Consider the following 17793-nt stretch of genomic DNA (forward strand, 5'->3'; position numbering starts at 1 on the left):
TCAGGGCGTCCAGATGCCGGTGATCGGGGTCGCGTTGGCGGCCTGGCCGGCGTGCGTGGTGCCGTACATGTCCTCGATGGTGCGCAGCAGGTTGTAGTGGTTGTACGTGGTCGCGGACGTCGAGCCCGGGACCACCTGCTGGCCGTAGAGGACGGTCGGGATCTTGTTGCCGGCGAGCCGGTTGTCCTCGTCGAAGGTCACGACGAGCAGGCTGTTGTGGGTCTTGGCCCAGGTCGCGTAGGCGCCCAGGTTGTTCTTCAGCCAGGTGTCACCGGTGCCGACGGAGCAGTCGTGCATGTCGCTGCACAGGTTCGGGACCACGAAGGACACCTGCGGGAGCGTGCTGTAGTCCGTCGGGAACTGCGCGAAGGTGTACGCCGACGAGGTCGGGACGTTCGAGAAGCCGAACCACGGGTTGTGCTTGCGCGCGTACTTGCCGCTGCTGCACGTGGTCGAACCCTGGCTGGGCAGGGTCTCGTTGTAGCTCTTCCACGTCTTGCCGGCCGCGATCAGCTCGGAGGCCAGGTTCGGCGCCGACGAGAAGCCCGGCGTGTAGCAGCTGTCGTCCGTGATGCCCTGGGTGGAGCCCGAGAACATCGCGAAGTAGTTGGGCTGGCTGGGGTGGGTCTCACCGTACGACTGGGTGAGGTTGGCGCCGCCGGTCTTCAGCGAGTTGATGTACGGGGCGCTGGAACTCCCGATGACCTGGCTGTAGGCGTGGTTCTCGAAGACGACGACGACCACGTGGTCGGGGGTGGGGACGGTTGCCGCCGCCTGGGCCTGCGAGGTGCCGCCGAAACCGGCCCAGAGGCCGATCGACGCGGCGGCGAGGCCGAGGGTGGACAGAAGGGCGGTGCGGCGTTTTCTGGGCGCGCCGGACACGACTACCTCCGATTGAGGGTGATGACTACGGGAGCGGTGCAACCGGCAGGTTAGAAGTGCGCATGTCAACTTTGAAGGTGTTCCGCGTGAAGACCCGGGAAACGTCTCGTGCCCGCTCGTCGCCGGGTCCCCGCGCCGGTCTTCCCGGCGGCCCGGGACGGGGGCGGTCGTCGCGTCGCGCACCTTGTGGGTGTCCCGCGAGCGACGACAGGGGCGTCCGGTCGACGCCGCGCCGGTCTCCGAGGGTTCCGGAGGCCGCTACTTCTGCGTCTCGTCCTTGGCCTGCTGGGCGATCTGCTCCAGCACGGTCTTCGGGTCGGCGGAGGGCGCGACGGCCCGGCCGATGTTCCGCTTGATGGTGTCGCTGACCTGGAGCCAGGACGGCTCGTCGACCGGGTAGAGCTGGGCGCTGCGCAGCGCCGTGAGGAACTGCTCGGCGCTGGGGTCCGTCGCCGCGTACCGGGACGCCTCCGTGGCGGACACCGTCGACGGCAGCAGGTGGTAGCGCCCGGCGAACTCGTTGAGGTTCTTGTCCTCGTAGACGAAGTTCAGGAAGGAGCTGACCAGGTCGCGGTTTCCGTCGTGCCTGAAGGCCATCATCCAGTCGGCGACGCCCGCGGCCGGCGGGGTCTGCGTGTCGCCCAGCGCGTCCGACACCGGCATGCGCAGCGTGCCGACCTTCATGCCCTTCGCCCTCGCCTCGTGGAGGAGCGAGGGGTAGCCGTTGACCATGCCGACGTCGCCGCGCAGGAAGGCCGTGAAGGCGTCCTGCCGGTTGAGCTCGGCCGGCGGGACCGGGCCGGTCAGGGCCGGTACGACCAGGTTCTCCTTGATCCAGTCGAACGTCTCCGTGTTCTGCTCGGAGGCGAGGTTGTAACCGCCGCTGTCGTCGGTGTACCCGCCGCCGTTGCTCAGCTCCCAGATCAGGGCCTCGGCGTGCGCCTCCTCGGGGCCGAGCGGCAGGGCGTACGGGTAGAGGACGCCGTCCTTCTTCAGTGCCTCGGCCGCGGCCTTCAGCTCCGACCAGGTCTTCGGCGGCTTCGCCCCGGCCTCGTCGAACAGCTCTTCGTTGTAGAAGAGCAGCCGGCTGCTGGCCACGAAGGGCAGGCCGTAGAGGCTGCCGTCGACCGAGCCCGCCGCCGCGAGCGGCCGCAGGAAGTTCGCCTCCGACCTGACCGACATCACATCGCTGGCCGAGTAGAGGCGGCCCTGCGCGGCGAAGTCGGAGTACGCGCCCATCAGTGCCACGTCGGGGGCGTTGTCCTGCTCGACCATGCGGGTGACCTCGCGGTCGATGTCGGCCCAGGGGTAGAGCGTCACCTCGATCTTCTTGCCGGGATGGGCCGCGGTGAAGGCGGCGGTCAGCGTGTCCCAGTACGCCTTCGAGCCGGTCGCCGGGCTGGTGCCGTACTCGGGGGCCACCAGGCGCAGCGTCGTCGTCTCGCTTCCGGACGAGCCGCAGGCGGTGACGAGGGAGCCCAGCAGCCCGCATGCGGCTATGGAAGTGGTCATGCGAAAGAGTCTTGGTCGCATGGATTTTTCCTCTTGCTTTTTTTGGACAGTGCGTCCGAAATCATCTCCCGGTCCAGGGCATATGGCGCCCCTTGCAGAACGGTTGTGGGTATAACTCCAACGCGGAGGATTCCGCCTGGTGTCTTCCGATATACCGGCGCTCATCTCATCGCGCGTAGAACTCTCCACGGTGTCCCATACGACTCCGGTGTGGCGCATTGACGGCCTGTCCGAGGAGGGGGCCGTTCACGCCTCCCGGCGGACCACGCGGTGGCGGAGGTACACGACCCGCCCGAAGGTACGGGTCTCCACGAGTTCGAGATCCACGCGGCGCTCGTCCCGGGGGAAGAAGGGAATGCCGCCGCCGACGAGTACCGGATAGACCATGACGCGGTACTCGTCGATCAGCCCCAGCGCGGCGGCCTGGGCCGCGAGCGTCGCGCCGCCGATCGCGATCTCGCCCTCGCCCGGCTCGGCCCGCAACCGCTCGATCTCCTCCGCCAGACCGCCGGAGGCCAGACGGGCGTCGCCCTGCACCGCCGACAGCGTGGTCGAGAAGACCACCTTGGGGAGCGGGTTCCAGAGCGCGATCCACTCCCGGTCGTCCTCGCCGAGCGAGGGATCCTCGGCGGCGGTCTCCCAGTACAGCATCGTCTCGTACAGCCGCCGCCCCAACAGGTGGACGTCGACGTCCCGGATCTCGTCGATCCAGTGGCGGAAGACCTCGTCCCCGGGGGCCGTCCAGTCGAACCCGCCGTCCGGCCCGACGATGTATCCGTCGAGCGAGACGTTCATCGAATAGGTCACGCTGCGCATCAGAAGTCCTCCTCGGGAACGTATCCGACATTACGACCGCCGGTCACCGCTGTCAGCGGGACGCACCCGGCGGGGAGGATCTCGTCATATTTCCCCGTCGCACCCGCAGACCACCTTTCGCCACAGGGGCGTCATTCGGCCAACATCAGGATGATTTCCACGCCCCGGACAACCGGGCGTCCGGTCCCTTCCCTCTCTCCCCACGGGCGCGGCGCCCCTCTCATGGCGCGCGGGCCGGACGGCGGTCCCGTCCCGCCGGGCCGCGACCCGATTTCTTCTCACAGCATCCGGAGGACGAGGGAACGATGACCACTACGCGCACCACCCGGCTACGGCGTCCGCTGCTCGCCGGGACCACGGCCGTCGCCGCCATGGCCGTGACCGTCGGCTTCATGGCCGCCACGCCGGATCAGGCGAAGGCCGCGACCGGACCCAAGCTGAGCCTCATCGCGGCGACCGGCTCGGTCACGCTCACCTCCTGGAAGGAGGACCCGGGCGTCTACCTGGACCTGGGCACCTACCTGACCGCGGAGGGAACACCGCTGGAGCTCAAGGTCACCCGGAAGTCCTACAAGGACCCGGTGACCATCACGCAGACCGTGTTCGAGGGCGGAAAGGCCAGGACGAAGACGCTGCCGAAGGGCACCGTGAAGGACTTCTCCGGACTGCCCGGCTTCGCCGAGATCACCCTCACCGACAGGACGGGCAAGGTGGTCGTCAGCAAGTCGGAGAGCTTCTGCCCGAACAACGCCAGCGGACGGGTCCGGCCCGACGCGCCCTCCACCTCGAAGTATCCGGAGAGCTGCCCCACCAACCCCTTCACCCTCGGTTCCGTGTGGGGCGTCGAGAAGGGGTGGGCCGCCAACACCTACGCCGGTTCCTACACCCAGTCGGTGAAGCTCGCCGCGGGCACCTACACGGCCAAGGTCAGGGTCGCCAAGAAGTACCGGGACCTCTTCGGGATCGCCGACAGGCCCGCCACCGTGAAGGTCACCGTCCAGGAGCGCAGCTGGGAGGAGGGCGCCGCCCCCGCCCGGTCGGCCGCCTCGGGGGATCACGCCGGGCACGGCGCCGGCCACCATGCCCCCGCGGCCCACTCCGGGCACGGGCCGGGGCACGCCCCGACGCCCGCCCAGGCCGGCGCACCCGAGACCAGCGGCGCGGGCCCCTCGTACAACGTCGGCCACGGCCCGCTGAAGGCCGCGCCTCCGGCCCTGCCCTGGGCGACGAAGAAGCAGCAGGCCGCACGCGCCGACGCGCAGGCCGGTGACACCGCCGGACAGACGGACGGCTCGCGCCAGGCACCCGCCCTCGCGCCGCAGACCAGGCGGCCCACCGGGACCCCCTCCGTCCCGAACGTCCCCAAGCCCGACCTGCGCTCGCTGCCCGCCTACGGCATCACCATCAGCGACGGCGCCCAGGACATCCCCGGCAAGGACTACCTGGCCTTCAGCGCCAACGTGTGGAACGCGGGCCCGGCCCAGCTCGTGGTGGACGGCTTCCGCTCGCCCGGCAAGGCCAAGATGGACGCGTACCAGTACTTCTACGACGCACGGGGCAAGCAGGTCGGCTACACCCCGACCGGCACCATGGAGTGGGACCCGCGCCCCGGCCACGTGCACTGGCACTTCACCGACTTCGCCAGCTACCGGCTCCTGAAGGCCGACAAGAAGGAAGCGGTGCGCAGCGGCAAGGAGGCCTTCTGCCTGGCCAACACCGACGCCGTCGACTACACGGTGAAGAACGCCAACTGGCACCCGTACAACACCGACCTCTCCACCGCCTGCGGCCAGGAGAACTCCATCTCCGTCCGTGAGGTCCTGGACGTCGGCTCCGGCGACACCTACACCCAGGACCTGCCGGGACAGTCCTTCGACATCACGGACGTGCCCAACGGCACCTACTACATCCAGGTCCTGGCCAACCCGGCCAAGCGGCTGAAGGAGACCAACCTCGACAACAACAGCGCCCTGCGGAAGGTCGTCCTCGGCGGCACGCCCGGCCGACGGACCGTCACCGTCCCCGCGCACGACCTGGTGAACGCGAACTGATGACGCGGTAGGCCCGGTGACCGGGCGGGACCGGACGGGCCCGTAGGCCGGCCCGGTCCCGTACGGCTCCCGTGGGCCGGGTCCGCTACGGAACGTTCCAGGCGGAGACGCACGGCTGCCCGTCCTCGACGGACAGGAAGCCGAGCGTGCCCGGATGCGGATGGCCGAGCAGCCCGCTCGCCGAGGCGTCGAGCCCGAGCCAGCGCACGGCGAGCACGCGCGCCAGATGCCCGTGCGCGACGACGGCGACGTCGCCGTCGTCCAGCAGCGGACGGATCCGGTCCAGCGCCGCGTCCGTCCGCGCGGCCACCTGCGCGAGCCGCTCGCCGGGACGGCCGGCGCCGCCCGGAACCACACCGTCCCGCCACAGGTCCCAGCCCGGCCTCGCCGCGCGGATCTGCTCGGCGGTCAGGCCCTCGTAGCCGCCGTAGTCCCACTCCAGCAGATCGGGATCGGGCTCGACTCCGGTCAGACCGGCCAGCTCGGCCGTGCGCAGGGCGCGGCCCAGCGGGCTGCTGAACACACGCGTCGGACGGCGGCGGGCCAGCCGCGGAGCGAGAGCCCTGGCCGCGTCCTCGCCCGCGCCGGTCAGTGGAACGTCGGTCCGTCCGGCGTAACGGCCCGACAGGCTCCACTCGGTCTGACCGTGCCGGATCACCATCAGCTCACCCATGGGCGCGCAGACTAACCGGTCCTGGGGGACTTGACTCCGACAACCGTGTCATGGGCAGAATCCTCGACATGACGATGTGAAGAGCACGAGACGACCGTCAGCGATGGCTCAAGGTCGGGACCTGGGAGACCGTCCCCGACGGAGACAGGCGCGTGTGCGCCGCCTGTGGGACCTCTGTCCGCTCGTACCAGTACCGCTACCACCCGCCCGAGTCCTCGTTGTTCGAGCGGTGCATCGGTTTCGCGTGGTGCTCCGGCTGCCGGATCTTCCGCGGCTCGATGGTGTACGTCCCCCGGAAGCGCGTCCTCGTCGACGCGCTGGCCTCGCTCCCCGACGACCAGCGGGAACGCCTGGAGGGGAGCGAGCCCGCGTTGATCGAGTTCCTGGACCGACGGGCCCGGCGCGAGGCGGCTCCACGCCGCCGCCCGGGCCCGAAACCCGGATGATCGCCCGGCGTCCCGTCTGGCACACTCGCTGCGGTGTACGAGGGTTGTGACGACCATGCGGTCGGTGGCGTCTACGAGACGCATGTGACGGTCCGGTGCCGGACCGAGGGGGAACAGGCCCGGCTCGGCGCCTGGGCGGCGGACCGGGGACTGAAGGTCACCACCATCGTCCTCGCGCGGGGCCGGACGCCGGTCCAGCCGATGCTGACGCTGCCCGACCGGACCGGTCACCCGGCGGTCGTCGCCGGGCTGCGCGAGGCCGGTTTCGAGCCGGTGCGGGTCAAGGTCGAGACGGTGCCGTGGAGCACGGAGCCTGTGGGACCCGGCGGGGGCTACTACGAGCACCACCTCAAGCTCGCGCTGCCCGCCGCGTACGACCGGACCGCGCTGGAGGCCCTCGTCGTCCCGCACGGAGCACACGTCTCCTGGAACGCCCGGCGCGTCCTGGCGGGCCCCGGCGGACGGCACGAGCGTTTCGTGACCCAGCGGCACCCGGGGCCCGCCGACGCGGCGGGCCGCGCCTGCGACGCGCTCGTCACCGCGCTGGTCGCCGCAGGGTACGAGCCGGTCGCGGAGGAGAGGGAACTCGTCCTCTCCGACAGTGACCTGTCATGGGACGAAGGCTGGCTGGAGGAGACCGCATGAACGAGAGTCCGTCGACGCCGACGATCCCGGACGGGCCGGGCAGCGGTGGGGAGCCCCGCGCCGACTACGTGCGCCGCAAGGCCGAACTCCCGCGCACCCTGACCGCCGGCATCGGCGGCGCGGCCGTCCGGCACCGGGTCTTCGACCCGGCCCTCAAGCACTTCGACGACGCCTACCGGCCCGGTGACGGCGTCGTCGAGGACCCGGAGCTGCTGGCCCGCTGGCGCGCCGCCCGGCGCACGGCGCTGGAGCTCGTCCTCGCGGCCGTCGCGGGCTCGCCGTGGGCCGGCTCCCTCGTGCTGCGGGGCAGCATGCTGATGTCCGCGTGGTTCGGCGACGCCGCCCGCGCCCCGAAGGACATCGACTTCGTCGTCGTCCCCGAGACCTGGCGCATCGAGGAGCCGCGCACCCGCGCCATGCTGGACGGCATCGCCGAGGCGGCCGAACGCGTCGCCGAGGAGAGTGGCACAGGGCTCTCCCTCTCGGCGGCCGGAGCCGTGTCCGAGTACATCTGGACGTACGAGCGGGTGCCCGGCCACCGGCTGGTCCTGCCGTGGCAGGCCCCCGGACTGCCCGGAGGCCAGGTCCAGCTCGACTTCGTCTTCCAGGAACGCCTCCCGACCCCGCCCCGCCCGACCGAGGTCGCCGGCGTCCGCCTTCAGGCCGCGGACCGTGAACTGTCCCTGGCCTGGAAGCTCCTGTGGCTGAGCTGCGACCTGTACCCGCAGGCCAAGGACCTGTACGACGCGGTCCTCCTCGCCGAGAGCTGCGCCCTGCCGCGCGACCTCCTGGAGACGGTGCTGCGCGAGGCGGACGAGTGGCCGGGGCAGCCGAACGAACCGCTGAACCAGGGGATGTTCGAGACCGCGGTACGCGAGGTCGACTGGACGGGCTTCGACGAGACCCACCCGGACACCCTGGCCGCCCGACGAGACCTCGGCGCCCGGCTCCTCACCGCCCTCGCCCCGATCCTCGGAACGCCCCGTCCGAGGGCCTGAGGCCACGCAACGCGCTCGCGTCCACCGTGAGACCCCCGCACTGATCCTTCCTCCAGCACCCCTCAGGACCAGGAGGGAGACGTCGGCGGCGGTGGTGGAGAAGTCCTCACGGTGGTACTTCCCGGGCCGCGCCGAGGGAGCGGAGCGACGGGATCAGGGAGTGAGGATGCGGTCCTGCTCCACCGGGGGCTTGCCGCTGTGCCAGTCCAACGCCGCGCCGAAGCGGACCAGTTCGCCGTACAGGGCGGGGTCGACCCGCTCGGCGAACACCAGGTCGAGCACGGCACGGGCCGCTTCGGCGGGGGACTGGGCGTGGCCGTAGTCGCTGAACCACGGCCGGGAGGTCGCGGTGTCCACCATGCCGGGGCAGACGGAGGCGATCAGGGTGCCGGCCGCGAGGTCGCGGGCGCGGCGCTCGGCGGCGACCGCCCGTACGGCGGCGACCTGGGCCACCTTGGAGGGCACGTTCAGCCAGCGCGGCCAGCCCGCCTCCTCCGCGGTCCGGTGGTGCACGGCGGAGCGCCAGGACTCGACGGCGTACTCGACCTGGTCGAGGCTCGCGCCGTCGAAGAGGTGGTGCAGGCGCGGGTCGAGGTGGCCGAGGGTGCCCAGGCTGCTCGCGACCACCAGGAGCCGCCCGCCCGGACGGAGGACGGCACCGAAGGCGCGCAGGACGGCGTGGGTGGCCGTGTTCGAGACGTCGATGAACTCGTCCGCGCGCTCCGCCTGCGACTCGTCCGGCAGGAGGCGGGCGACCGCGTTCGAGATCACCACGTCGACTCCGCCGTACCGGGCGCGCAGTTCGTCGGCGAGTCGGCCGATGGCGTCGGTGTCCGTGACGTCGAGGACGTGACCCCGTACCCGGGCGCGGGTGGCCGGCAGTCCCTCGACCTCGCCGGCGGCCTCGGTGACGCGGCGCTCGTCGCGGCCGGTGAGAAGGACCAGGTCGTCGCTGCCCATGCGGGCCGCGAGACCTTCGACGAGGGCCCGGCCGAGACCCTGGTTGGCGCCGGTGACGAGGGCGATGCGAGGAGCGTTCGTAGCTGTCATGTCTGCAACGGTAGGGACGGGTCGGTCCATGAGTCCAACGAAAGTTCCGCACGCGTGGTATGCGTAAACGTCATGGACTTCACGGATGTGTCCCTCACCTCGCTCCGGGTGTTCCGTACGGTCGCGGAGCGAGGCACCTTCACCGCGGCGGCGCTGTCGCTGGGGTACACCCAGTCGGCGGTGTCCCGGCAGATCGCCTCGATCGAGCGGGCCGCGGGCGCCGAACTGCTGGAACGGCGGCGCGAGGGCGTACGGCTGACCGCCGCGGGCCGCGTCGTCATGCGCCGCGCGACGGTCGTGCTCGACGAGATCGACGCCGCCGCCCGGGAACTGTCGGGCCTGCCCGAATCCGGCGGCACCGCGCGCCTGGGCTGGGTGCCGAGCGCGGGCGCGCACCTGGTTCCGGGAGCCCTCGCCTCGCTCCGTCGCAGCGACCCCGGCCTGCGGGTGATCAGCCGCGAAGGCACCACCCCGGCACTGGCCCGCGCCCTGCGGGCCGGCAGCATCGACCTCGCACTCCTCGCATCGGCGCCGCCCTTCCGCGCACCGGACGACGAGTCGCCCCCGCTGGTGCTCCGGACCCTCGCGGAACGTTCCCTGTGCCTGGCCGTCCCCGCCGAACACCCGCTGGCCCGCGCGGACTTCGTCGACGTCACCGACCTGCGCGGACAGCAGTGGATCGCCAGTCAGTCCGCCGGCGAGGACCGGCTCATGGGAGTGTGGCCGGGCCTGGACGAACGCCCCGAGATCGTCCACACGGCCCGCGACTGGCTCGCCAAGCTGCACCTCGTGGCCGCGGGATGCGGGCTCACCACCGTGTCGCGTTCACTGGTCTCCGCGGCGCCGCCGGGCGTACGCATCCTGGAAGTACGCGGAGGGCCGCAGGAGCTGCGGCGCCTGTCCGTCGCCCGGCTGCCCCAGCCGCCCACCGAAGCCGTCCGCCGCCTGGAAGCGGCTCTGCGGGCCGCGGCCGTCGGAACGGAAGCCGCCACGAGCCCCTGACCCGCGGCGACGGCCCGTCACCGAGCGGCTGGCGCAGGCGGGGTCACGGCGAGGAGCATGGAGTTCCAACGAGGGAAGGAGGGGCTGTGTCCCAGGAGGAACGTGACGCCAGGCTGGGCCTGACGGGTCTGTCCGGTGCGGAGAGGGAGGCCCGCCTACGCCTGCTGAGGGAGCGGATCGAACGGGAGGCTGCCGCGGCGAGAGCCGCGCTGCAGGCAGAACGAAGCAAGAGGCGCGCGGCGGCCGGAGGGGCTGCCCCCGCTACCGGCGGACCCGCGGACGACTGATGCGACGCGTGCGCGGGGATCTGGACCGATCGCTCCGTGCGTGCTGATCACGCCCGATCTGCACCTGGGCGTCGAGCAGGGAGGAACCGTGCCGTCGCGACCCGGCTCGACGAAGTCGCGGTCCGCTACGAGACGACTGTGCTGGTCACAGCCACCGACGAACCCGGGCCCACAGCCCGGGGCGGAGTCTTCTGCGGGGTGGACCGGCGTCAGTGGGCGGTGCCGCCCTCCGCGGCCTCGGCACGCAGGGCCTGCGCCACGCGCTCCTCGACGACGCGGGCGACGGCCCAGCAGGCCCCCGCGTCGAGCCGCTTGTAGGTGGCCTCAGGACGCGCCTCCACGACGGCGGCCGTCTCCTTTGGCCCGGTCGTGACGCGGACCTGTACGGAGACCGTCGTGTCCGACGGTCCGCGCAGGGTCAGATTCAGGATGCCGTGCCCGAATGCGGTGACCTCGTCCACGCGCAGGACGGGGTCGCTCTCGACCACGTGCCGCACGCTGTCCGTCAGCTGGAAGGCGGTTCTGCCCTCTATGGTGGGCACCCGCACTTCGCGGACGGAGGGCAGGGCCACGGCTTCGGGGCCGAGCGTGAGCCCGTACCGGCGAGCCGTGCGGGCGGCGCCCACTGCTGTGGTGGTGGTCAGTACGGCGGCGAAGGCGATGGCGACCGTCGCGCCCGCGGCCAGGGCGTCGGGAGCGGCCCCGGTCCAGGTTGCGCCGTCACCCAGGACCACCGCGGCGGTCATGGCCGCCGCGAGCGCCATGCCAGTCGCCAGCGCGGGCAGGGCCAGTCGGCGCACGACCGCCAGACAGTAGCCGAGCATCGCGCCGTTCCTCTCGTCGAGTGGTTGATCAATGATGACAGCCCTGCCCCCGATCCGTAGGACCGCTTCCCCCCGACTTTCCCGCCGTTCCGCCCCGAGGCGTGAACGGCCCCGGAGCGGAAGGGCGGCGCGGCGTCTCAGCGGCCCGTCGCGCCCAGGAACACCACCGCGCCCGTGATGACCAGAACGGCGGACAGGAAGGTATGCCGTCGGGCCTTGCGCAGCTTCTCCCGCACGATCCACGCGTGAGCCGTCGCCAGCAGCCACCGCAGGTACGGGTCCGTCCGCGCGATGTTGCGGTGGGCCGTGGCCAGTCCCCGTTCCAGTGCCGCCCGTTCGGCCGCTTCGGCGGTCGGCAGCCGCCGGGAGATCTCCAGGGCCACCCGGCGGTGCCGTAGCAGGCCCTCGACATCGGTGGCCATGGAGCCGAAGTAGTAGTCGGGCGCGGCGTCGAGCTGCTCGTGCAGGCCGCGCAGGGCCGGTGACGCGAGCATCGCGGGGGTGGTCAGCAGTGGTACGAGCACCTCGCTGGTCTGCCACATCGCCCAGGCGATGCCGACCAGTGCCACGAGCAGGCCGCCGCCGGCCCAGAGCGCGTGCGTCCAGTCTTCGATCCGCCCCACGGCGAGCAGCGGGCCGCCGCCGAGCAGCAGCGCGCCCACCGCGCCGGCGGACGCGAGGGTCCACCGCGCGGCCTCCCGGCTGTCGGCGACGGAGTCGAGCGGCGAGGGCAGGGCGTCGAGGACCGTACCACCGGCGTCCCCGGCCGTCGGCGGGGCGCTCACCGCGATTCCCTGCGGAATACACCCAGCGGACCGGGATCGTCGTCCGGCAGGTCCACGTACGCCGCCCAGACCTCCCCGTCGAAGAACTCCAACACGCCCTCGTTGACCCGCGTCTCGTTCGGCTGCGGGGGCTCTTCCGGGGTGTCGGTCATGAACTCAGTATGACAGGGAGTGCAGTTGGCGTGATTGTCTAGGAGGCCTCCGCCCGAGATCCTGGCCACGAGCAGGACGGGGTACGAGCGAACACGACCGGGCGCGGGTGCGCACACGACGGGGGCTCACGTGATCAAGCTGTCCATCAGCACCACGAACGTGACGTGTGACATCGAGGGCGTCAGCACCTCACACCCATCGAAGCCGCTGAGTCAGCGTACGGCCGATCTTCTCTGGCGGCTCCGCAGAGAACCGTCGGACGACCTCCTGCGGGAGACGGGGGTCGCGCTCGCCGAACGCTTCCTGGACGGCCACGCCGGCCAGGCGCTGTCGGAAGAGCTGAGCCGGCCGGGACGGCACCGGATCGGCGTCGAGGTGAGCGATCCCGCGGACGCGGACCTGCCCTGGGAGGCGCTCGTACCACCCGGTCGCGACGTCCCGCTGGCGCTGGACCCGTGCGTGGACCTGTACCGGTCGACCCCCCACACCGGCGGGCCGCCGGCCCCCGCGGCACCCGGCGGCCCCCTGCGCATCGTCGCCGCTGTCGCCGCACCCGACGACAGCGCGGGTCAACTCCTCGACTACGAAAGGGAATGGGCGCGCATCCTGGACGCCGTGGAGCCCGGTCGCCGCACGGGCCACCGGGTACGCGTCCTGGAGTGGGGGAGCGCCGCGGCGATCCGGGCCGCGCTCGAAGCAGAGCCCTGCGACGTGCTGCACATCTCCTGCCATGCCCGCCCCGGCGCACTGCTCCTGGAGACCTCCACGGGTGAGGAGGACGCGGTGGACGCGGCCCGCTTCGTGCGGGACGTCATGCCGGCCGACGGCGGGGTGCCGCTCATCGTCCTGGCGGGGTGTTCCACGGCCCTCGAAGGGCAGGCCGCCGAGCTGCCGGGACTGGCCAGGAGTCTGCTGGACCACGGGGCCCAGGCGGTGCTGGCGATGAACAGCGTCGTCAGCGACGACTACGCGATCGAACTGTGCGCACGACTGTACGAGGGACTCGCGAGCCGCCCGGAGGCCGACCCGGACACGCACCCGGACACGCCCCTCGCCCCGGCCCCGGACAAGGACCTGCTCACCGTCTTCTCGGAGGTACGCCGCGAGCTCGCGCGCGAACCGCGTCCGCTTCCCGAGTGGGCGACGCCGGCGTTGTTCCTCGCCGATCCGGCGTTACGGCCGGGAGGTGCTCCCGCCGAAACGCCTGCCCCCTCCTCTCCCGAACCCGGCCCACCGGCCGTCGTGGTCGACGGCACGGTCCGCGGGCGACACGACTTCGTCGGCCGCCGAAGGACGCTGCGGCAGCTGGCCGGCACCGAGCCGCGGGTCCTGCTGCACGGCATCGGCGGCGTCGGAAAGACGAGCCTGGCCGCCGAACTCGTCCGCCGCTTCACAGCGACCGCGGCGGACGGCGTCGTGGTGGCCGTGGCCGGTGAGACCGACACCGACACGATCATGGAGCAGCTGCGCCGTGGCCTGGCCGCCCACTGCGCCCGGAAGGGGCTCACGGAGACCCATCCGCTCCACCAGTGGGTCATCGCCCTGAATGAGCCGGGGCGGGACTGGCGGGGGCTGCTCGGTACGCCCGCGGGAGTATCCGTACCTCTGCTCCTCGTGGTCGACAACGCCGAGGACAACCTGGACGCGGATCACCGGCTCCTCGACACGGAACTCGCGGAGTTCCTCGATGCCTGGGCCCAGCGCCACAGCACCCTGCTGACCAGCCGGTACCCCTTCCCCGTCGCGGGCGTCGAGAACCTTCATCTCGGCCCGCTGACCTGGCAGGAGACCCGGAAGCTGTTCTGGCGCCTGCCGGGCGTCGACGCCCTGTCGCGGTCCGAGCAGGCTCAGGTGTGGGCGCGTCTCGGCGGCCATCCCCGGTCCCTGGAGTACCTCGACGCGCTGCTGCGGGACGGTGTGGCGCGCTTCGACGAGGTCAGCGCCCGGCTGGGCGCGGCGCTGGCAGGCCGTGAGGCCGCGCCGCCCGGCCCGCCGGGCGGTGGTCCGGGCGGCGGGCTGGGGCGGGTGCTTCAGGAGACCGGTGCGCTGATCGCGCAGGACGTGCTCCTGCCGGAGCTGCTCGCCCGGCTCGACGACGTGCCCGCGGCACGGCGGTTGCTGCTGGGCGCGGCGGTGTACCGGCTGCCGGTGGACCGCACGGGCCTCACGTGGCAGATGGCGGAGGCGGCAGAAGGCACCTCGGACGATCCCGCCGAGCCCGGCCCGTCCGACGCCTCGACGCCGCCCCCGCCGCCGGACGCCCTGGACGCGGCCGTCGCACGACTGCTGCACCTCGGGCTCCTCGCGCCCGCGGGCGACGGATACCTGGTGCACCGCTGGACCGCCGCCGCCCTGGCGCGCATCGCCGGACCGGAACGGCTGACCGAGGCCCATCGCAGGGCCGGCGCGTACTGGGCGTGGAAGTGCGGCACCACGACGGCACGGGACACGTACATCGGCTACGCACTCGAGGCGAGGTTCCACGAGCTGGCCGGCGCCCGCGTGCCCAAGGCCATCGAGCACACGGAACACGCCTGCCGCGAACTCGCACGGAGCGGCCAGTGGGCCCGGGAGGAGCGACTGCGTCACGAGGCACTGGCGCTGGCCGTCCCGGGGTCGCTGATCGCCGCGGAGTGCCTGTCGGGGCTCGGCGGCCTCGACACGCGCAGGGGCAGGTACGTACGGGCCGAGAGCCGCTACCGCGAGGCACTGGCCCGCTTCGCGGAGCTCGGGGCCGAGGACCTGGTCGCGGGAGTGCTGCACAACCTGGGCCTGCTCGCCGAGACCAGGGGGGACCACGACGAGTCCGAACGCCTCTACCGGCAGTCGATGTCGATCTCGGAGCGCATCGGCGAGCGCGGTCGGGTGGCCATCAACCTGCACCAGCTCGCGAGCCACACCAGCCGCAGGGGCGACGACCGCGGCGCGGAACAGCAGTACATCGAGGCGCTGAGCATCTGTGAGGAACTGGGTGATCTGGAGGGGATCGCGGCCGCGCAGCACCAGATCGGCATCCTCGCGTTCCGCGCGAAGGACTACACCAGGTCGGAGCGGTGCACGCGTGCCGCGCTCTCCCACCACATCACCCTGGGCGACCGGGTGAACGAGGGAAACGGCTGGGTCAGGATGGCGAGGATCTCCCTCGCGCGATTCGACCACGCGGCGGCGCAGACGCACGCGCGGACCGCCCTGGAGATCTTCGAGGAGATCGGGAGCGCCACGCACATCGCCGAGACCTGCCAGTTGCTCGGGGAGATGTCCCGCGATCTCGGGGACATGACCTGGGCGGAGTCGTGTTTCTCCCGCGCGAGCGCCGTGTTCGCCGCGCTGGGGGAGCGGGAGAACCTCGCCGTGTGCAACCGGAGTCTCGGTGCCGTACGGACCGTCCTGGGGCGCGTGGAGGACGCGGTGCCGTGCACGGTCGACGCCTGGTGCGGAGGGCACCCGGGCGAGGGAGGGCAGGAGGATCTCGACTGGCTCGTCGTCCAGCGCCTTGAGCTGGGTGCCGAGGCCTTCGACCGGATCGTACGACGGCACGTCGACGCCCCGACGGCGGACGAGGTCACGGACCTCACCGCGCGGTGCACCCGGTTGGTCGTCTCCTCGGCGAGCCGGTCGCCGCTGGGCAGCGCCTACGTACAGCTGGCGATCGCCGCGAGCGCGCGCGGCGAGTACGGCAGGGCGCGGATGCTGCTGACGCGCGCGCTGCCGGTGTGCGAGGCGGCCGGCCACACCGAGGCCGTCGCCAAGTGCCACGAAGACCTCGGCCTCGTGAACCTGGAGACCCGCCACCTGGAGGCCGCCGAGCGGAGCTATCTGACGGCCCTCGCCCTCCACGGACAGCTGGGCAACGAGACCAACCGGGCCATCACACTCCACCAGCTCGGCATGGTCTGTCAGAAACGCGGCGCCTACGAGGAGGCGGAGGAGTACCTCCGCGCCTCGGTGGCCGTGAAGAGACGGCTGGGCAACGACGCCGGGGTCTCCAACAGCACGTACCACCTGGGCCAGGTCGCCCAGTTGCGCGGGGACAGCGAGCTGGCCGAGCAGTGCTACCGCACGTGCCTCGCGATCGACGAGGCACAAGGGGCGTGGGCGGAGGTGGCGCTCGACTACGGCCAACTGGGCAACCTGCGGGCGGAACAGGGGCTTCCCGAGGAGGCGGTGCCGCTGCTCGTACGGGCCCTCTTCCTCAACCAGCGGTTCAGGCCGGGCAACTCCGTCCTGAACGTCACCGGCCTGCGCATGCAGCGTGCCGAGCTCGGCGAAGAGGAGTTCACCCGCCTGCTCGCCCGCCACTTCGACCGGCCCGCGGTCTCGGCCGTCCTCGCCGCCACCTCGCTCCTGCCGACGACGGAGCACCGCACCGAACCCTGACGGCCAGGCCCGCATCCAGTCCGGCGCCCTGCGCCCCGGCAGCGACCCCGGCGCCGCCGACCACAGCTCACCGGTCGGTGCCGCCGCCCAGGAAGGGGGGATGCCGTGCCGTCAGTTCCTCCTCCACCCAGACGAGTCGCTCCTCCAGGGAAGGACGGCGATCCTCCCGCGCCCGTGTGCGCAGCCGGACGAGGAGCTCCCGTACGTGGGACAGCACCATCGGCGCGTCCGAGGCCGCACGGCACAGGTCGTCGAGCCCGACCCGGAGGAAGTCCTCCCACGACGGAAGGCGCATCACCACCCTGACGGCGCCCGCCTCGTCGGCGATCGACCGGTCGCCCAGGTCCGCCGGGGCGATCAGACGCAGCAGGCCCTCCGTGGCGTCCAGGGCCTGGACTGCCGTCGCGGGATCGTTGATCGCGGAGGACAGGGCACGCAGTCCGATGTCGGACAGGAGCCGGAACGCGAGCATCGGATCCTGGTGGAACACGCGCTCGACCTCGCCCACCACCGCCGTGAGCACCTCCGCGTCCGGCACACGGCCACCGCGCACCTCGGCCACCACGTCCCCCGCCTGGAGGGCGGTCCCGACCGGCACCTTCAGGACCACCACCGCGTCGGCACGCGTCGCCGTCCGCACCAGCCGCAGCACGTCCACCTGAGCCAGGAGGACGGTGTCTCCGGCCCAGACCACGCTGGACGTGACGTCCGGCAGGCGGCGGGCCTCACCGGCGTCGCCCTCGGAGTCGTCCGGGTACAGGGCCCGCAGGACCTTCTGTCCCCGCTGCCGTACGTCGGCGAGGACGTGGGCGAGCTGGATGGAGCGCAGGGCGTTCAGCAGGAGCCTGCGGACCAGCACGAGCGCCGCCCCGGTCAGGACCAGGGCGGTCGTGGGCACGGCCACGGACACCGTTCGGTGCGAACCGATGGCCAGCGTCGCGGTGACCGAGTACACGAGGAGCCCCACCACGAGGGCGAAGACGCGCCAGATCACCGGGTCGGACCGGAAGAGGATGAGCCGGTGGCTGAAGTTCCCGGCGGCCCACTGCACGACCAGGAACAGGAGCGAGAAGATCAGCGTCGCGACGCTCAGCACGCCCACGCCCGAGACCTTCAGCACGTCGACGACTCGTACGGCCGCAACCTGGTACCCGCCGTCGATGCCGGGCAGGAGCAGTCCCAGCGCCAGCCCCACGACGGCCGCGAACACCTGGGAGACACCCGCACGGAGAGCACGTCGTGGCCGCACCACACGCTCCGCCGAGCGGTCCGGACCGAACACCATCAGCGGC

At 72.0% G+C, this 17793-nt stretch carries 15 protein-coding genes; 6 read left to right on the forward strand and 9 right to left on the reverse strand.

What is annotated here, in order from left to right; genetic code table 11:
- From ACN9MM_RS38115 to ACN9MM_RS38125, 3 genes are all read right to left on the reverse strand, one after another.
- Entirely contained in the window at window positions 1–882 is an 882-nt protein-coding gene (locus tag ACN9MM_RS38115; protein WP_426368392.1) for an alkaline phosphatase family protein, read from the reverse strand.
- Between the two features lie 258 nt (window positions 883–1140).
- The gene (locus tag ACN9MM_RS38120) at window positions 1141–2394 is read right to left on the reverse strand and encodes an extracellular solute-binding protein (protein ID WP_426368393.1); all 1254 of its coding nucleotides are present in this window, start codon (window positions 2392–2394) and stop codon (window positions 1141–1143) included.
- A 246-nt stretch (window positions 2395–2640) separates the two neighbouring features.
- Complete coding sequence (locus ACN9MM_RS38125) at window positions 2641–3210, reverse strand: dihydrofolate reductase family protein (RefSeq protein ID WP_426368394.1); 570 nt, start codon at window positions 3208–3210, stop codon at window positions 2641–2643.
- 305 nt (window positions 3211–3515) lie between these two features.
- Between ACN9MM_RS38125 and ACN9MM_RS38130 the strand changes: the two genes are divergently transcribed.
- Window positions 3516–5261 (forward strand): lysyl oxidase family protein, encoded by a 1746-nt coding sequence (locus ACN9MM_RS38130; RefSeq protein WP_426368395.1) that lies wholly within the window; start codon window positions 3516–3518, stop codon window positions 5259–5261.
- An 85-nt stretch (window positions 5262–5346) separates the two neighbouring features.
- On the opposite strand, the gene ACN9MM_RS38135 is transcribed toward ACN9MM_RS38130, so the two are convergent.
- Window positions 5347–5934 carry a histidine phosphatase family protein gene (locus ACN9MM_RS38135; protein ID WP_426368396.1) on the reverse strand — a complete coding sequence of 196 codons (588 nt, stop codon included), beginning with the start codon at window positions 5932–5934 and terminating at the stop codon, window positions 5347–5349.
- A 152-nt stretch (window positions 5935–6086) separates the two neighbouring features.
- On the opposite strand from ACN9MM_RS38135, the gene ACN9MM_RS38140 reads away from it, so the two are divergent.
- Genes ACN9MM_RS38140 through ACN9MM_RS38150 form a run of 3 tightly spaced genes read left to right on the forward strand, consistent with a single transcriptional unit; the run spans window position 6087 to window position 8023 of the window.
- Window positions 6087–6380: a hypothetical protein gene (locus ACN9MM_RS38140; protein ID WP_426368397.1), complete on the forward strand. Its 294-nt coding sequence runs from the start codon at window positions 6087–6089 to the stop codon at window positions 6378–6380.
- Between the two features lie 33 nt (window positions 6381–6413).
- Window positions 6414–7025: a hypothetical protein gene (locus ACN9MM_RS38145; RefSeq protein ID WP_426368398.1), complete on the forward strand. Its 612-nt coding sequence runs from the start codon at window positions 6414–6416 to the stop codon at window positions 7023–7025.
- Window positions 7022–8023: a nucleotidyl transferase AbiEii/AbiGii toxin family protein gene (locus ACN9MM_RS38150; protein ID WP_426368399.1), complete on the forward strand. Its 1002-nt coding sequence runs from the start codon at window positions 7022–7024 to the stop codon at window positions 8021–8023. Before ACN9MM_RS38145 ends, ACN9MM_RS38150 begins: the two co-directional genes overlap by 4 nt.
- 153 nt (window positions 8024–8176) lie before the next feature.
- On the opposite strand, the gene ACN9MM_RS38155 is transcribed toward ACN9MM_RS38150, so the two are convergent.
- Window positions 8177–9073, reverse strand: a complete 897-nt coding sequence (locus ACN9MM_RS38155) for an SDR family NAD(P)-dependent oxidoreductase (RefSeq protein WP_426368400.1) — start codon at window positions 9071–9073, stop codon at window positions 8177–8179.
- 72 nt (window positions 9074–9145) lie between these two features.
- Between ACN9MM_RS38155 and ACN9MM_RS38160 the strand changes: the two genes are divergently transcribed.
- The gene (locus ACN9MM_RS38160; RefSeq protein ID WP_426368401.1) at window positions 9146–10075 is read left to right on the forward strand and encodes a LysR family transcriptional regulator; all 930 of its coding nucleotides are present in this window, start codon (window positions 9146–9148) and stop codon (window positions 10073–10075) included.
- Window positions 10076–10571: 496 nt separating this feature from the next.
- Here the strand turns inward: ACN9MM_RS38160 and ACN9MM_RS38165 are convergent, their stop codons facing one another.
- From ACN9MM_RS38165 to ACN9MM_RS38175, 3 genes are all read right to left on the reverse strand, one after another.
- Window positions 10572–11186 carry a hypothetical protein gene (locus tag ACN9MM_RS38165; RefSeq protein WP_426368402.1) on the reverse strand — a complete coding sequence of 205 codons (615 nt, stop codon included), beginning with the start codon at window positions 11184–11186 and terminating at the stop codon, window positions 10572–10574.
- Window positions 11187–11323: 137 nt separating this feature from the next.
- A complete protein-coding gene (locus ACN9MM_RS38170) occupies window positions 11324–11971 on the reverse strand; it encodes a hypothetical protein (protein ID WP_426368403.1) in 648 nt (215 codons plus the stop codon).
- Window positions 11968–12123, reverse strand: a complete 156-nt coding sequence (locus ACN9MM_RS38175; protein ID WP_426368404.1) for a hypothetical protein — start codon at window positions 12121–12123, stop codon at window positions 11968–11970. Before ACN9MM_RS38175 ends, ACN9MM_RS38170 begins: the two co-directional genes overlap by 4 nt.
- A 130-nt stretch (window positions 12124–12253) precedes the next feature.
- On the opposite strand from ACN9MM_RS38175, the gene ACN9MM_RS38180 reads away from it, so the two are divergent.
- Window positions 12254–16501 (forward strand): tetratricopeptide repeat protein, encoded by a 4248-nt coding sequence (locus tag ACN9MM_RS38180; protein WP_426368405.1) that lies wholly within the window; start codon window positions 12254–12256, stop codon window positions 16499–16501.
- A 67-nt stretch (window positions 16502–16568) separates the two neighbouring features.
- Here the strand turns inward: ACN9MM_RS38180 and ACN9MM_RS38185 are convergent, their stop codons facing one another.
- Window positions 16569–17711 (reverse strand): DUF2254 family protein, encoded by a 1143-nt coding sequence (locus tag ACN9MM_RS38185; RefSeq protein ID WP_426368406.1) that lies wholly within the window; start codon window positions 17709–17711, stop codon window positions 16569–16571.
- Window positions 17712–17793 lie beyond the last annotated feature (82 nt).

Source organism: Streptomyces sp. E-08 (genome assembly GCF_049913095.1).
Classification (GTDB): domain Bacteria; phylum Actinomycetota; class Actinomycetes; order Streptomycetales; family Streptomycetaceae; genus Streptomyces.

Excerpts from the sequence above, each read along its gene's own strand:
- ACN9MM_RS38120 (WP_426368393.1), bottom strand. The coding sequence starts at position 2,394 with ATGACCACTTCCATAGCCGCATGCGGGCTGCTGGGCTCCCTCGTCACC.
- ACN9MM_RS38125 (WP_426368394.1), bottom strand. The coding sequence starts at position 3,210 with ATGCGCAGCGTGACCTATTCGATGAACGTCTCGCTCGACGGATACATC.
- ACN9MM_RS38130 (WP_426368395.1), top strand. The coding sequence starts at position 3,516 with ATGACCACTACGCGCACCACCCGGCTACGGCGTCCGCTGCTCGCCGGG.
- ACN9MM_RS38135 (WP_426368396.1), bottom strand. The coding sequence starts at position 5,934 with ATGGGTGAGCTGATGGTGATCCGGCACGGTCAGACCGAGTGGAGCCTG.
- ACN9MM_RS38150 (WP_426368399.1), top strand. The coding sequence starts at position 7,022 with ATGAACGAGAGTCCGTCGACGCCGACGATCCCGGACGGGCCGGGCAGC.
- ACN9MM_RS38155 (WP_426368400.1), bottom strand. The coding sequence starts at position 9,073 with ATGACAGCTACGAACGCTCCTCGCATCGCCCTCGTCACCGGCGCCAAC.
- ACN9MM_RS38160 (WP_426368401.1), top strand. The coding sequence starts at position 9,146 with ATGGACTTCACGGATGTGTCCCTCACCTCGCTCCGGGTGTTCCGTACG.
- ACN9MM_RS38165 (WP_426368402.1), bottom strand. The coding sequence starts at position 11,186 with ATGCTCGGCTACTGTCTGGCGGTCGTGCGCCGACTGGCCCTGCCCGCG.
- ACN9MM_RS38175 (WP_426368404.1), bottom strand. The coding sequence starts at position 12,123 with ATGACCGACACCCCGGAAGAGCCCCCGCAGCCGAACGAGACGCGGGTC.